This is a genomic window from Corynebacterium sp. HMSC074E01 (assembly GCF_001808885.1).
GTDB lineage: Bacteria > Actinomycetota > Actinomycetes > Mycobacteriales > Mycobacteriaceae > Corynebacterium.
Window position 1 is genome coordinate 324,908 of the sequence record NZ_KV794854.1, and the last position, 15,355, is coordinate 340,262.

Annotated in this window: 10 protein-coding genes; 5 read left to right on the forward strand and 5 right to left on the reverse strand. The window is 60.5% G+C overall.

What is annotated here, in order from left to right:
* Window positions 1-16 precede the first annotated feature (16 nt).
* Both HMPREF2537_RS10925 and HMPREF2537_RS10930 read left to right on the forward strand, forming a co-directional pair.
* A complete protein-coding gene (locus HMPREF2537_RS10925) occupies window positions 17-409 on the forward strand; it encodes a (deoxy)nucleoside triphosphate pyrophosphohydrolase (RefSeq protein ID WP_070528905.1) in 393 nt (130 codons plus the stop codon).
* Window positions 406-3,522: a DUF3427 domain-containing protein gene (locus HMPREF2537_RS10930; protein ID WP_070528908.1), complete on the forward strand. Its 3,117-nt coding sequence runs from the start codon at window positions 406-408 to the stop codon at window positions 3,520-3,522. The genes HMPREF2537_RS10925 and HMPREF2537_RS10930 overlap by 4 nt, the downstream gene beginning before the upstream one ends.
* Window positions 3,523-3,866: 344 nt before the next feature.
* Here the strand turns inward: HMPREF2537_RS10930 and HMPREF2537_RS10935 are convergent, their stop codons facing one another.
* Window positions 3,867-5,102 (reverse strand): MFS transporter, encoded by a 1,236-nt coding sequence (locus HMPREF2537_RS10935; protein WP_070529501.1) that lies wholly within the window; start codon window positions 5,100-5,102, stop codon window positions 3,867-3,869.
* 94 nt (window positions 5,103-5,196) lie between these two features.
* Between HMPREF2537_RS10935 and HMPREF2537_RS13065 the strand changes: the two genes are divergently transcribed.
* On the forward strand, window positions 5,197-5,718 hold the full coding sequence (locus HMPREF2537_RS13065) for a hypothetical protein (protein ID WP_246820314.1): 522 nt from the start codon (window positions 5,197-5,199) through the stop codon (window positions 5,716-5,718).
* A gap of 77 nt (window positions 5,719-5,795) precedes the next feature.
* Here the strand turns inward: HMPREF2537_RS13065 and HMPREF2537_RS10945 are convergent, their stop codons facing one another.
* From HMPREF2537_RS10945 to HMPREF2537_RS10955, 3 genes are all read right to left on the reverse strand, one after another.
* Window positions 5,796-6,647 (reverse strand): hypothetical protein, encoded by an 852-nt coding sequence (locus tag HMPREF2537_RS10945; RefSeq protein ID WP_070528911.1) that lies wholly within the window; start codon window positions 6,645-6,647, stop codon window positions 5,796-5,798.
* Between the two features lie 62 nt (window positions 6,648-6,709).
* Window positions 6,710-7,585 (reverse strand): DNA primase, encoded by an 876-nt coding sequence (locus tag HMPREF2537_RS10950; RefSeq protein WP_070528915.1) that lies wholly within the window; start codon window positions 7,583-7,585, stop codon window positions 6,710-6,712.
* A 76-nt stretch (window positions 7,586-7,661) separates the two neighbouring features.
* Complete coding sequence (locus tag HMPREF2537_RS10955) at window positions 7,662-9,383, reverse strand: carboxylesterase/lipase family protein (protein WP_070528917.1); 1,722 nt, start codon at window positions 9,381-9,383, stop codon at window positions 7,662-7,664.
* Between the two features lie 115 nt (window positions 9,384-9,498).
* On the opposite strand from HMPREF2537_RS10955, the gene HMPREF2537_RS10960 reads away from it, so the two are divergent.
* The gene (locus HMPREF2537_RS10960; RefSeq protein ID WP_070528921.1) at window positions 9,499-10,266 is read left to right on the forward strand and encodes a hypothetical protein; all 768 of its coding nucleotides are present in this window, start codon (window positions 9,499-9,501) and stop codon (window positions 10,264-10,266) included.
* 153 nt (window positions 10,267-10,419) lie between these two features.
* A complete protein-coding gene (locus HMPREF2537_RS10965; protein ID WP_070528925.1) occupies window positions 10,420-14,121 on the forward strand; it encodes a multifunctional oxoglutarate decarboxylase/oxoglutarate dehydrogenase thiamine pyrophosphate-binding subunit/dihydrolipoyllysine-residue succinyltransferase subunit in 3,702 nt (1,233 codons plus the stop codon).
* Between the two features lie 708 nt (window positions 14,122-14,829).
* Here HMPREF2537_RS10965 and HMPREF2537_RS13070 read toward each other — a convergent pair.
* A partial coding sequence (locus HMPREF2537_RS13070; RefSeq protein WP_148138153.1) for an LPXTG cell wall anchor domain-containing protein occupies window positions 14,830-15,355 on the reverse strand: 526 nt, incomplete at its 5' end.

Sequence of the window (15,355 nt, forward strand, 5' to 3'; positions counted from 1 at the left end):
CGGCATACTAGTGCCCATGAGTTCACCGATTCGTGTTGTCGGAGCCGTCTTCGTCGACGGCAATCGATTCCTAGCTTGCCGCAAAGCTGCAGGAAAGTCCCTAGCCGGCATGTGGGAATTTCCGGGTGGCAAAATTGAATCGGGCGAAACCCCGGAGCAGGCGCTCGCGCGTGAGATCAAGGAAGAGCTTTCCGTAACCGCAACCGTTGGTGACGAGGTCACCACGACGGTCTATGAGTACGACTTCGCCACCATCGAGCTTACGACGTTTCTGTGCCGCATCGAGTCCGGTGAACTAACCCTTAGTGATCACGACGAGACGCGTTGGGTAACCCCTGCCACGGCACGGGAACTCGACTGGGCTCCCGCAGACATCCCCGCCGTCAAACTCATTTCTTCGCGCCTATGAGCTCCGAATCCATCCTGCCCTTCGGCATCTACGAAACCCCGGTCACCGCTCGTATTCAGGAGCGAATCGAAGAAACAAAGAAGGCTCGCCCCACTGCTGCACTGGGCATCGCACACGAATCCAAGAAGGACGTAGACCCGCGGTTCGCGGCGGCAGTGTCCCAGCATTTCGCCAAAGCACTTGAACAAAAACTCACCGAGATGACGAAGGCGGAAGACCGCGTTGCCCTCATCAATGCGCTAACACAACATCTTGGTGCAGATGAGTCCATCTCCGCAGAACAGCTGCTCTACGCCATCTATCGATCAGAGCATGAAGAGCCACCAGAGCTTCCGGAAGTCTCGCTCAACTCCAGTGCCTTGTTTACCAACAGCGTGGACGATACCAATATGTCGGTCGAGATTGCCCGCGAGATCCGAACGGCCGACTCCGTCGATCTACTGTGCGCTTTCATCAAGACTTCAGGCATTGCGGTCATCAGCGATGAATTGGAGTACCTCAGGGATCGCCAGATCCCGCTGCGCGTCATCACCTCGACGTACTGCGGGGCGACCGAAGCAGCCGCAGTGCGCCGCCTAGTGGAAGACTACGGTGCTGAAGTCCGCATTTGCTATGAGCACAAGAGCACACGCTTGCATGCCAAGGCCTGGCTCTTTCGGCGCCAGTCTGGTTTTGACACCGCCTTCATCGGCAGCTCGAACCTCTCGCGCTCAGCGCTAGTTGATGGCTGGGAATGGAACGTCCGGGGCTCTCGTTCCTCCACGACGGAGATCATTGAGAAGTTCATCAAGACCTTCGATAGCTATTGGTACGACAATCACTTCAAAACCTTTGTTCCGGGGAAGGACTACGCGCGCCTCAAGGAGGCTCTCGGCAGCGCCAAGTTCCTCGAATCAAAGCCCGGCGAAAAGCTCGAGCTATCTGGCCTTCGCGTCGAGCCCTACCCCTACCAAGAAGAGATGCTCGAAGCTTTAGAGTCCGAGCGCGAAGTTCACGATCGTCATCGCAACCTCCTCATTGCCGCCACCGGTACAGGCAAGACGGTCGTGGCCGCATTGGACTACCGCCGCCTGTGCGAGAAGCTGGGGCGCAGGCCACGACTACTTTTCATTGCCCACCGGCGCGAAATTCTCACCCAGGCCCAGCGAACGTACCGCGAGGTTCTTCGTACTGCTGGCTTTGGCGAGCTCCTCCTAAGCGGTGAGCAACCCGCCCAGTGGGACCATGTCTTCGCGAGCATCCAGTCTCTGCATGGCAAGCGCCTAGCCCAGATTGCGCCAGACCATTTTGAGGTCGTCGTCATTGATGAGTTCCACCACGCCGAGGCCGCGACGTACCGCGCTGTTTTGGACTACCTGCAACCACGTGAACTCCTCGGACTGACAGCCACACCCGAGCGCGGTGACGGCGAGAACGTCCAGAAGTATTTCGACTACCGCGTGGCCCATGAGCTTCGCCTCTGGGATGCGTTGCGCCTCCAGCTCCTCGCACCGTTGCACTACTACGGAGTCGACGATGATACCGACCTGACGAGCCTAACCTGGAACCGTGGAAAGAAGGACTACCAAGCTTCGGAGCTGAGCGAGTTTTATCTCAAGGCCGGAGAGAAGCGCACCAGGTTCATCATCAATGAGCTCAACCGTCGCATCTTCGATCTCTCCGAAATGAAAGCCCTTGGCTTCTGCGTGACCATCGCCCACGCCGAATACATGGCGGAGCAGTTCAACCTTTTCGGCATCCCTGCCCTAGCGGTCAGCAGCAGGCTCAACGTTGATGAGCGTCGTCGCGCCATCGAGCAGCTTCGCGAAGGCACTATCAAGATTATCTTCGCGGTCGATATTTTCAACGAAGGCGTCGACATTCCATCGATCAATACGCTGCTGCTTCTGCGTCCGACGCAAAGCCCGGTGCTTTTCGTCCAACAGCTTGGTCGAGGTCTGCGTCTCCACGAGGGAAAGAATGCCTGCACCGTCTTTGATTTCTTGGGCCTCCAGCACGAGGAATTCGATTTCGAAGAGCGCTTCAAGGTGCTTACCGCCGCTCGCGGAAAGAACCTCGCCAAGGAGGTAGAGCAAGGTTTCCCCACTGCTCCGCCGGGCTCCAACATCACCTTGGACCGTGTAACGACCGAGCGCGTTCTCAAGAACATCAAGCGCTTGGCCCGTAACTCCGTTAAGAAGATACGAGCGCTCATTTCTGATTACGGCACAACCGATCTCGCTAGTTTCATTAATAGCTCCGGTGTTCCTGTGGAAGATATCTACCGCCGCAAGGGCATTACGTGGACCACGCTGCTGCGCGACGAAAAGCTACTGCCCTCCAGCCCCGCAAACGAGCACGAAGAATTCCTTCTCAGCCGAATCCGCGTACTGTTGCACATCAATGACCCTCGCCGCGTAGCGGCCTATAGCCTCCTTGTTTCTCCGGACGGTCCCAACGAGAAGGAAATGACTCCCGAGCAAACCCGATATGCCACCATGCTCGTGTTGGCGCTGTGGGCTAACTCAAATACGACGGTGCCGGAATCCCTCGATGAGGCCCTGCGCATCATCCGTGCCTGCCCTTCCTTCATCGCTGAGGTAACGCAGATCATGCAGCTCACGCTCGACCGCTCCCGCGTCATTCCAGAGAAGTCAACGAACAGCGTCTTGGAAACTCACGCCGACTACAGTCTTGCCGAGCTCGTTGGAGCTTTGGACGATGGCCCGTTGCGCAAATTGGCAAATCTGCCGCGCGAAGGTGTACGGCGCTTCGACGCATCAAACACCGACCTCTTCCTGGTCACCTTCCAAAAAGACGAGAGTGTCAGTGCTTCCACAAACTACCGCGACTACCCACTGGCACCGGATCGCTTGCACTGGGAATCCCAATCCACCACGTCACTCAAGTCCGCGATGGCACGGCGCTACATCCACCATCATGAGCTCAACGGCAACATCATCATTGCTACGCGCTTCAACAAGAGGAACAAGGTGGACACTGCATCGGCATACACCTTCCTCGGCAATGTCGACTACGTTACGCATAGGGGCGAGAAGCCCATCCAGTTTGAGTGGAGCCTTCGCCGTGACATGCCTAAACAGCTTTATGCCGCTGGACGCACTGTGGCTTAAGTCTCACATAAATATAAATAATGAAGTTGACACCCCCAACTAACCCACTTTAAGATTTCCTTAGCAGATTAAGAAAAGTTCAGTCTCTAATGCCTTGGTGCGGAAGTGTGGAGGACGGTTATGGGAGCCGCGAGTGAGCGAAGCCGAAAGAGGTGGAGCCGCCCAGATAACGGGTCTGAAACTTCCGTCTATGGCTTTACGCGCTTTCGGGAGCGTAGCTTCAAAACTGGCACCACCCCGCGATGGGCTGCGTGTAGCAAGAAAGCGCGCCGCACCCACTAGGACTTAACAGCCCTGAAGACTCCGTCAGAAAACTACCGACGGAGTCTTCCAGTTTTTGCCCATTACCGCCGTGGGCGGTAGCGGCGGCGCAGGCCGCGCAGAATACCTGTTCTCTCCCCCAAGGTGTCGCGGCCGAAAACCCACGCCACGACGCCAACTGCAGCCACTACTGCACAGAAGCCAAAGGCAGTCTCAAACCCGTACTTATCCGCCAGCAGTCCAATGACGATGGGGCCCAGAATTTGCCCGAAGTCACCAGCCATCTGAAAAGTTGATAACACCTGGCCGCCCGAGCGCTGCGAGCCGACGATATCCGCCACGGCTGCTTGCTGCGAGGGGGCAATAAGGCCTGACGCCGCGCCTGACAGGGCGGAGAGGATGAGGAGGGAGACGATGTTCGTCGCCAAGCCCAGCGTGCCCACGAACAGAGCGGAACCCACGAGCCCCGCAACGATGAGCGGGCGGCGCCCCACGCGGTCCGACCAGGAGCCGGAGAACTGCAAGACAATGGCGTTGCCTGCGGCAAAGGCCGCTAGCGCAACGCCGGATGTGGATGCGCCGTTGGCGAAGATGGCGGCCGCGAACAGCGGGAGGACCGCCACGCGCACGCCCATGTTGATCCAGCCCTGGGCGAAGTTCGACGTCAGCACTGCGCGGTATGCAGTATCCGCCCAGGCTTCCTCCAAGCGCATTGGTGTTAGGTGACGCCGACGTTCATCGGCCTCGTTGACCGAGGGCATAAGGATCCACACAACGAGTGCGGCGATGGCCACGCCGACGCCGTAGATGAAGAAGGGCCAGCGGAATCCTAAGAAGGAGAGGCTTGCGCCCACGAGCGGGCCAATTACGTTACCAAGCAAGAAAGACGTGGCATAAGTGGCCGAACACCGTCCGCGAATGCTGGGCGGCGCCAGACGCACAATGAGCCCCATCGCCGCGACAGTGAACATCGTCGAACCAATGCCGGCGATAGTGCGCAGCGCGACGATCTGCCAGTATTCCTGCGCCACGCCCACCAGGCCGGTCGTCACCGCAACGGTGAAGAGACCCGTCACGTAGACGCGGCGCGTGCCCACACGGTCGATGAGGAACCCAGCGGCCGGAGCGAAGATGAGGCGGCTGGCGGAAAAGACGGAGACAACGAGGCCTGCTGCGGCCATTGAGACGTCGAAGCTGACGATGAACTGCGGCAGCAGCGGTGCAATGAGTCCGTACCCCAAGGCAATGATGAACCCGGCGGTGACCATGACCCAAATTTCCCGCGGGATTTTAACCTGCGGCGCAGCATTATTTTTCATATCGCCACTCACTGTATCCCACTCCGCCAAATCATCGCACACGTGTTCGATACTCGTGGAGGGAATGTCCGCTCGGTTTTCTAGTGTGTGGGCCATGAAGAACTACAGCAGCATTTACCAATCCGTTCAGTCCCCGTCCACGCCCAGCCCCGGTGAGCTCACCGCGGAGATCCTCTACCACCACCATGAAACGCTTCGCTCCATCGAGAGCATCATCCGCCACCCACGCTCGCTCGCGCGGCCCACGCCGCAGTGGCGTCCACCATCGAAGGTGTTGCCACCAGTGGACATAGAGGGCGGCGAATCGCTACCGCTGACGTTTACTGTTTCACGCCACCGCGTGGGCGAGCGGGCCAAGGCCCGTGTGCTGGGCTATGGAGAAAAGCGCGTGCCTGCTTATCTCATTACCGTGCGCATCACCGATCCGACCGGACGTCCCGTCGCGCCCTCGTTAGCGGAAGCCTGGGTGCGGGCACTGGTCCCAGAGGAGCTTGTCTCCGCGGTGCATGAGATATCCAGCAGCAGTGCGGCGACGTTTGTGTGGCTGGTGGATAGCACCTATACCCCGGTGCATTCACCGCTCTCCCTCTTCGAAGGATTCAGCCAGGCTGCCTAGTACCTACTTAGCTCCTGTCCCATGTGGGTGTGTTCCGAGTGGGTGGAACTGCGCAGCTTTTAAAGCTCGTGAATCTTTTAGAAGTAGCGCTGCATCCGGCCCAAGAGGTTGCGGGGTGGTTCCTCATCAAGAGAAATCGAGAACCTGTCCTCCGTTAAGACACGGGCACGGGATCGGCGTGTCTCCGGGTAGTCATATAGACGGAGGATGGGCTGCGGCGCCAAGCGAATAGCTACGCAGACGACGAGGGCCGTGAATGTCTTATCAATCACGTCGGAGCTCAGACTCTGCAAAAGAACCGCCAGGCGCCCGTCATGCAAAATTAGCTCCCACAGCGCCATGAGCTTGATGGGTCCGCTTTGCCCATACTCACTGGGCAGGAGCAAGGTACACATCGTGGTCAATAGCCCGGCGACTACACCCACACCGGCGCCGGTGAGCATCATGACCAACATCCGCTTAAAGGCACCACGACGTGCCAGCCAACCAAATAGGTAGGCCACCACCACGGCCACCGGGAGGTACACCAAAAGCAGCGGGTTGTTGATGCTGGCCAAGCACGCAGTCAAGAGCGCCGTTCCCATCCCCAAGACGGGTCCGTAGACAATTGCCACGAATGCCGTGCCCATCATGTCCAGGTACAAGGGAATATTCACGTTAAAGATCAACGAGGAGAACACAAGGTTCACTGCCACCGCCAGCAACGGGTTAAGCAATGCGTGATGACCCAAAGAACGCCACTGTGCGGCAAGGAAGAGAAGGGCGCCGAGCAGGGTCAGGCACCACACACTGCTGGAGAGCACGGAGCCAAAAACATAGTCCCCGCTACCGTAGTTCGAATTCAGCGACAGGACCCAGGCCAGAGCCGCGCACACTAGTGCGGAGCCAACACACAGACGTTGACTCCGAGATGCCTTCTTGTCCGGCATGTGTTTTCGTCGCTCCTCATTAACGTAGGGAAAAGTACGCACTTACCCTACCCTGGGAGCTTTTAGTCCCCGGAGTCACCGTCGCTATCGGCGTCCTCTGTTTCGTCCTCGTCGTAATCATCGTCATCGTCATCAACGTCGTCGAAGAGAACGTCATCATCGTCATCGTCATCGGCGCCGAAGATGTCATAGACCTCGGGCTCGTCGAAGTCGGAGTCATCGATGCTAACCAGCTGGGCTTCCCAGTCCAGGGCTTGATCAGAAACCAGGCTCAGCACGTCAAAGAGACGGTCGAAGTCGGTGTAGGTGCCCAGTTCGAGAGCCTCGGCGGGAACCTCGATGATGGGGGCTAGCCCGCCCTCCTCGTCTTCCGCATCACCGAAGATGGCAACGCGCTCTTCCTCGCTCATGTCCTCCGGGGTACCGATCTCCCAGAGCTTGCTGATTGCCTCATCCTCTAGCTCATCGAGCTCTTCCTCATCGAAGTCGAAGGAGAGGAAACGCACGATTGCGCTCGGGACACCGTCGATGGTTTCCACCAGCACGCGCAGCTCCGAGTCGTTGGCCACCTCCGCCACGACGAGGTTCGGGTTGAACTCATCCTGGAGAAACTCCAACTCAGCGATGCGTTCATCGGTGCCCTCCAGCAGGTCACGCAGCACCGTCACCACCTGGTCGGTGGCGATGTGACGCGACACAGCCTCGACTGCATCCTCTACAGAGAACGCCACGGAAACTAAAACGGCCTCGAAGTCTTCATCGTCTTCATCCACATCGGCTGCGGCAATGTAAACGTTGGCCGCCGGCAGGATGGGGTCAATTTCCACAAACTGGATTTCCAAATCGGAGGTGATGGGCACGAACATCACATCGTCGTTGACGCGGGACTCAATGCCCTCCCCGTCCAGCGCAGAGGCGATATCTTCAAAAAAGCTCATGTGATTAACATCCGTCCATGTGGGAGTCTCACCCGGGCTGCTGCCAAGGCCCCACACATCTTACCTGCGATCCCCGTCAATAGCTCTCCTCATCGAGCAGGAATCCCAGTTCCTTCAGAATCTCCGGACGCCCGGTGCCCCACTCCAACATGTCGTAGGCCTCCCATGCTTGGCGACGCCCCTCCATCGGCGCCTCCTCCACGCGCGGCTCCACATCGAAAACCATGGTCGAGCGCTGCGGGGCGCGATATTGCGGCCAGTTTTCTAGAGGTGCGCCGTCCCGAATGAACTCGCCCCACTGCGCCTGCATGGTCTCGGTCACGTCCTCCATTTCGGCGGGCTTGGCAATGCTGTTCAGGAAGGAGACGCGCGATGCTCCTGGATCGCCAAAGATATTGGAGAGCTCCATCGAGTGCATCGCCCCCAAACCTAACCAGCGCAGTGCTGCCGGCGCGAAGTCGAAGCGGTACATCCACGTCGGATAGCGCTGCGCGTGTTCGGAGGCCACGCGGACGGTGGGGGCCCAGAAGAGGGCGTCGGTAAGCAGGTCCCCAAAGTCGCGGCGCGAGACCGCACCGCCGTAGGCCGCAATGACGTCCGGTGCGCTCTCCGGATCAAAGGAGGCCAAAAGCCGCAGGGCCGCGCGCTCCCGGGCACTCTGGCGTTGGAAGAGGAACTTTCCAAAGCTGGCCTCACCGGAGTTGGTTCCCACCAGCAGCGGCACCGGGTGTTGGTTGCCGTCCTCAAAGGCTTCGATGGGATGTTGCGGGATGAGGTCACCGTCGACAGTCGGCGCGTAGCAGGAGTTCAGGTACAGCAACTCGCCCGCGCGCCACATCATGGACTGACCGGAGCGCACCAAGTCCGCGAAATCCTCCCGACGCAGGTCATCCGCGGTGGTATCGCGCGGCAAGGCCATCTTGTGAACCAGCTCGCGGGCCCAAAACACCGACTGCGCCCGCGAATGAATCATGCCTATCGGCGGTGACTGCGCAATCGCGCGGTGAAACAGACCCTCGGCGCGCGGCACCGCCATGAGTGTCAGGACCGCCGCGCCGCCGGCGGATTCCCCCATGAGCGTGACGTTATCTGGGTCCCCGCCGAAGGCCGCGATGTTCTCGCGCACCCACTCCAACGCTAAGACCTGATCTGCCACAGCCGGGTTGGCGCAAGCCGCACCGCCAAGACTGCGGACGTCGAGATAGCCCAAGGCGCCCAACCGGAAGTTCACCGAAACATAGACAACGTCCATCTGGGCTGCGAACTCGAAGCCGCGCAGCATCAGCATGTGGGAAGAACCCACAATGAAGCTGCCGCCATGCAAATACACCACGACGGGCAGCTTCTCCCTTGCCTTAGAACCCGATGATGTATCGAGCGAACCCGAATGGTGCGGCCGGACAACATCGAGGGTCAGGCAATCTTCTGCGCCCTCGATGCGGTCGGTCCAGGAGTACACCGGCTGCGGGGCCACGTGTCCGAACTCGCGGCAATCTCGGATTCCTTCCCAGGCCGGGGCAGGCCGCGGCTCCATGAAACGGTTGGCACCCGAGGTATCCGCGCCAAAAGGGATACCGCGCCACGAGCGCACCGGCGCGGAAATCGGGCGGTCCGGACGCAAGTCCTCCTCGATGCAACCGCGCACCCAACCTCCTGTGGTGAGCACCGTGAGATCGTCGGCAAGCGCGGTGCGTGCCGCCTCCTGCGCGGCGCGGGCACGGGCATGCAGGGATTCGGCAAGCAAGCGCGCTGCAGCTGCGCTGACCTCACACGAGGGGGAAGGCTCAAACTCGCTCATGCCTCATACCCTAATGCGCTAACCTGCTGGCGCGCTGAACAAAACGTTTTCGATACGGTGGTAAACATACTGTTCAAATTCACACGCAGTTTTAGTAAAGAAGTTAGGTGAGACAATGTTGGACAAGGTCTTTGGCAAGGACGACAAAGGCAAAGCAGTTAGTCGCCGGGAAGGATTGGTCGATCAAGCCGGCCCCGCAGAGGGCGTGGGCACCTTAGAGGTAGACGAGGCCAACCGCATTACTAAGGGATTCCTGGGGGCCATCGACAAAATCGTTTCTGTCCAATCCTCCGTCATCATCAACTATGTCGAGGGCGTAAAGAAGCGTAACCCCGACGCCAGCCCGGCAGAGTTACAAGAGCTCATTGACAAGCACTTCATGAACATCATCACCGGAACCGGTGCTGCCGCAGGCGCCTCCGTGGCTATCCCTGGCATCGGTCTGGTCACCGGCGCGGCCACTATCGGCGCGGAATCCCTGGTCTTCCTCGAAGCCGCCGCCTGGTACATCCTCGCCTCCGCGCACCTGCGCGGTGACAACATCCGGGATAAGGAGCGCCGCCGCGCGCTGGTCTTGGTGGTACTCACCGGCTCCCAGGGCAGCGCGCTGGTCGATACCTTTGTGGGGGATGCAACCTCGCTGTCTGGCGTCACCTCCGCTGCTACCCTCTCGCGTTTTTCCGGTCCGACCCTCAGCGGCCTCAACGGACGCCTGACCAAGCTGTTTATGAAGCAGGCCACCAAGAAGCTCAAGTGGGCATGGGTATCCAAACTGCTGCCAATGGGTGTAGGCGCGGTGCTGGGAACAACCGCCAACCGTAAATTGGGCCGCCAAGTTATTGACCATGCCGGAACCCAGCTCTCCCCCCTGCAGGGGGAGTAAAAGGCGGGAAACCCGCCCGGGATAGTGGGCAAACTTACAAGGGCCGTATCATAAGGGGAGACACTTTTCGGGGTGCCTTTCGCACCCGTGGATTGGCCTACTAGAGTCGAATAAAGACAAACTTAGAAGCACAGAAAGAGGCGAGCATCTGCCGTGAGCAACTCGAGCATCTATGGCCCGAATGCGTGGCTGATTGACGAACAGTTTCAGCAGTACTCCAAGGACCCGAACTCCGTAGACAAGGAGTGGCGCGAGTACTTTGAGGCCAACGGAGCACCGAAGGCGGCCGCACAGTCCAAGGCTGCGAACGCTCAATCCAGCACCCCCACCCAGAGGAAGAGCGCGGCACAGGCTGCACCGAAGAAGAACCAGGCTGAGGAGAAGGCTTCCTCCGCACCCGCGAAGGCTGCGAAGAAGACGGAGAAGAAGTCCGAGTCCCCGCTGGACCGAATCAAGGAAGCACCGGAGCCGGGCTCCCGCGTACTCAAGGGTATGTTCAAGGCAATCGCCAAGAACATGGACGAGTCCCTGGAGATCCCCACCGCTACCACCGTGCGTGACATCCCGGTCAAGCTCATGTGGGAAAACCGCGCGATGATCAACGATCACCTCAAGCGCACCCGCGGCGGCAAGATCTCCTTCACCCACATTCTGGGCTACGCGCTGGTCAAGGCCGTTCAGATCCACCCGGATATGAACGTGCGCTACGAGCTTCAGGACGGCAAGCCCACCGTTGTCCAGCCGGAGCACGTCAACCTGGGCCTGGCCATCGACCTTCCGCAGAAGGATGGCTCCCGCGCCCTCGTCGTCGCTGCCATCAAGGAAGCGGAGAACAAGACCTTCTCCGAGTTCATCGATGCCTACCAGGACATCGTTGACCGCTCCCGCAAGAACAAGCTGACGATGGATGATTTCTCCGGCGTCACCATCAACCTGACCAACCCGGGTGGCATCGGCACCCGCCACTCCATCGCCCGCCTGACCAAGGGCTCCGGCTCCATCATCGGCGTGGGCTCCATGGACTACCCGGCCGAGTTCGCCGGCACCTCCGCTGACCGCCTGGCAGACCTCGGCGTCGGCCGCCTGGTTACCCTGACCTCCACCTATGACCACCGCGTCATTCAGGGCGCGGAATCCGGTGAATTCCTGCGCACCGTGGGCCAGCTGATTCTGGATGATGCCTTCTGGGACGAGCTCTTCGAGTCCATGGGTGTTCCCTACCAGCCCTTCCGCTGGGCTGCCGACGTCCCCAACACGGGCGTCGACAAGAACACGCGCGTCATGCAGTACATCGAGGCCTACCGCTCCCGTGGCCACCTGCTGGCGGACATCAACCCGCTGGGTTGGAAGCAGCCGGGCCTGCCCTGGCCGGATCACCGCGACTTGGACCTGGCTACTCACGGCCTGACCATCTGGGATCTGGACCGCACCTTCAACGTCGGTGGTTTCGGTGGCAAGGAGACCATGACGCTGCGCGAGGTGGTTACCCGCCTGCGCTCCGCCTACACCCTCAAGGTTGGCTCCGAGTACGCCCACATCCTCGACCGCGATGAGCGCGGCTGGCTGCAGGAGCAGATTGAGGCCGGTATGCCGAAGCCGACCAACTCGGAGCAGAAGTACATCCTGCAGAAGGTCAACGCCGCTGAGGCCTTTGAGAACTTCCTGCAGACCAAGTACGTGGGCCAGAAGCGCTTCTCCCTGGAGGGCGCTGAGTCCCTCATCGCCCTGCTGGACTCCATCGTGGACACCGCCGCTGGCCAGGACCTCGACGAAGTTGTCATCGGCATGCCGCACCGCGGCCGCCTGAATGTTCTCTTCAACATCGTGGGCAAGCCGTTGGCGGATATCTTCGGCGAGTTCGACGGCAACTACAAGGGCGGCCAGATGGGCGGCTCCGGTGACGTGAAGTACCACCTGGGAGCAGAGGGCGAGCACCTTCAGATGTTCGGTGACGGTGAAATCAAGGTCACCCTGGCCGCTAACCCGTCTCACCTCGAGGCCGTCGACCCGGTCATGGAAGGTATCGCACGCGCCAAGCAGGACATCCTGGACAAGGGCGCCGAGGGCCACACTGTTGTGCCGATCATGCTCCACGGCGATGCATCCTTCACTGGCCTGGGTGTGGTCCAAGAGACCATCAACCTTTCCCAGCTGCGTGGCTACACCACCGGCGGTACCGTCCACGTGGTGGTCAACAACCAGGTGGGCTTCACCACCACCCCGGATTCCGGCCGCTCCACCCACTACGCCACCGACCTGGCTAAGGGCTTCGATTGCCCGGTCTTCCACGTCAACGGCGATAACCCGGAGGCTGTTGTCTGGGTGGGCAAGCTGGCGACCGAGTACCGCCGTCGCTTCGGCAAGGACGTCTTCATTGACCTCGTCTGCTACCGCCTACGCGGCCACAACGAGGCTGATGACCCGTCCATGACTCAGCCGCGGCTTTATGACATCATCGACGACCACAAGTCCGTCCGTGAGCGCTACACCGAAGAGCTCATTGGCCGCGGTGACCTCTCCGATGAAGAGGCAGAGGCAGCTGCACGCGACTTCCACGACCAGATGGAGTCCGTCTTCGCCGACCACAAGAAGGCTGAAGAGGCTGGCCCGAAGGAGCAGACTGGTATCACCTCCTCCCAGGAGCTGACCCGTGGTCTGGACACCTCCATCACCGCCGAGGAGCTCGCCGAGATCGGTGATGCCTACGGCACCCCGCCGGAGGGTTTCGAGTACCACAAGCGCGTGGCCAAGGTGGCCAAGGACCGCCAGAAGTCCTCGCGCGAAGGCGGCATCGACTGGGGCTGGGGCGAGCTCATCGCCTTCGGTTCCCTGGCTAACTCCGGCAAGGTTGTGCGCCTGGCCGGTGAGGATTCCCGCCGCGGTACCTTCACCCAGCGTCACGCCGTGGCCTTCGACCCGCGCACGGGTGAGGAGCACAACCCGGTTGCTCACCTGGCCGCGTCCAAGGGCAATGGCGGTAAGTTCATGGTCTACAACTCGGCCCTGACCGAGTTCGCTGGCATGGGCTTCGAATACGGCTACACCGTGGGCAACCCGGATGCTGTCGTGGCTTGGGAGGCACAGTTCGGTGACTTCGCCAACGGTGCGCAGACCATCATCGATGAGTACGTCTCCTCCGGTGAGGCCAAGTGGGGTCAGCTCTCCAGCCTGATCCTGCTGCTGCCGCACGGCTACGAGGGCCAGGGCCCGGACCACTCCTCCGCCCGCATCGAGCGCTTCCTGCAGCTGTGTGCTGAGGGTTCCATGACGGTGGCCCAGCCTTCCACTCCGGCTAACCACTTCCACCTGCTGCGCCGCCAGGCCCTCGGTGAGATGAAGCGCCCGCTGGTGGTCTTCACCCCGAAGTCCATGCTGCGTAACAAGGCCGCGACCTCCTCCGTGGCGGACTTCACTGAGGTCAAGAAGTTCCAGTCCGTTATCAACGACCCGAACTTCGTGGACCTCAACGGCAAGAAGGTCGGCGACACCGACAAGGTCAAGACCATCATGCTGGTCTCCGGCAAGCTCTACTGGGAACTGGCTAAGAAGAAGGAAGCCGATGGCCGCGATGACATCGCCATCGTGCGCGTGGAGATGCTCCACCCGATTCCGTTCAACCGCCTGCGTGAGGCTTTCGAGGCTTACCCGAACGCAACGCAGATTCGCTTCGTGCAGGACGAGCCGGCTAACCAGGGCCCGTGGCCGTTCTACAACGAGCACCTGCGCGACCTCATCCCGGACATGCCGGAGATGGCCCGCGTATCCCGCCGCTCGCAGTCCTCGACTGCGACCGGTAACGCGAAGGTTCACCAGATTGAGCAGAAGAACCTGCTCGAGGAAGCCTTCGACATCTAAAGGCGCTTAACGCCACAGGCGCTGGCACACTGCGCAGCGCCGAGCAAGGCCCCGGCCACCACGAACTCACAGCGAGTGTGGTGGCCGGGGCCTTTTCTTGCTTGTGTAACCCGGGTTGCCTCCCCTACCAGAGCACTACAGCCGCGCTGCGCGCCTATGCCCCTTTCACCAAACAGCCCTTCGCGCTCACCCAATCGCCCTTCACACTCACCCCACCGCCCCTCGCTTTCCCCTACTCGCCCTTGGCGCTCACCGGGAACGCCCGTGGTCAGCGATTCAGGCTCCTGGTGAGCGCGAAGGGAGACACGCATAAGAATCTCTTCTCAGAAAATCCACGAAATGTTGGGCAGAACTGCGCGAGGAGATAAAGCTGTGGCGAAACCTCTAAGCGGTCTTCGCATCCACCAGCGCGTTCGACCACGATGACGCCCCAGCTGCCGACGATCGCGGCAGAACCCACGGCAGCACTAAGAGAGTCGTTGAGCTGGACAGCGAGCTCCCCAATCTTGCTCACCTCGGGTCGAGTGGTGCTTCACGCCGAAAGCAGACAGACCTAACTCGATATGACCCCGAATTTCGAGAATGCTTTTTCGACTGCCGCAGTGCAATTGAGCAAAAAGAAACGCCCGAGCTATTGCTCGGGCGTTTACTCGTGGTCTACTCAACCACTGCCGTGGGGCCGGAAGGGCCCCTGCGGCCACCTAGCGTTTAGGAGTCCTTGCGGCGGCTAGGACGCAGAATCAGAGCTGCACCAGCGATGAGTGCCAGCGCCACACCAATGAGGCCCAGGACGTTAGCACCGGTGTTGGCAAGCTTGCCAGACGAGGTGCTCTTGGAAGAGGCCGGGGTGCTCGTGGTCGCGCTTGGCTGGCTGCCCTGGCTCGGCTGAGCACTCGGGGTCTGCTCGGCCGTCGGCTGTGCTTCCTCGCTCGGTGCCTCTGGTGCCTTCGGCTCCTCAGGCTTCAGCGGCTCAACTGGCTTGGCCGGCTTCGTCGGCAGCTCCGGAAGGTGCGGAAGCTTAAAGAAGTGGGCCAATGCCGGCGGGATAATCACCAGCGGGATGAGCGGCCACAGGCTGCTGAGGTTCGGGATGGTCGAGGTGCCTGGCTTGTCCGGGTTGCCTGGCTTGTCCGGGTTGCCTGGCTTGTCCGGGTTGCCTGGCTCGTCCGGAGTGTCCGGCTTGTCCGGGTTGCCTGGCTCATCCGGGTTGCCTGGCTCATCGGGGTTGCCTGGC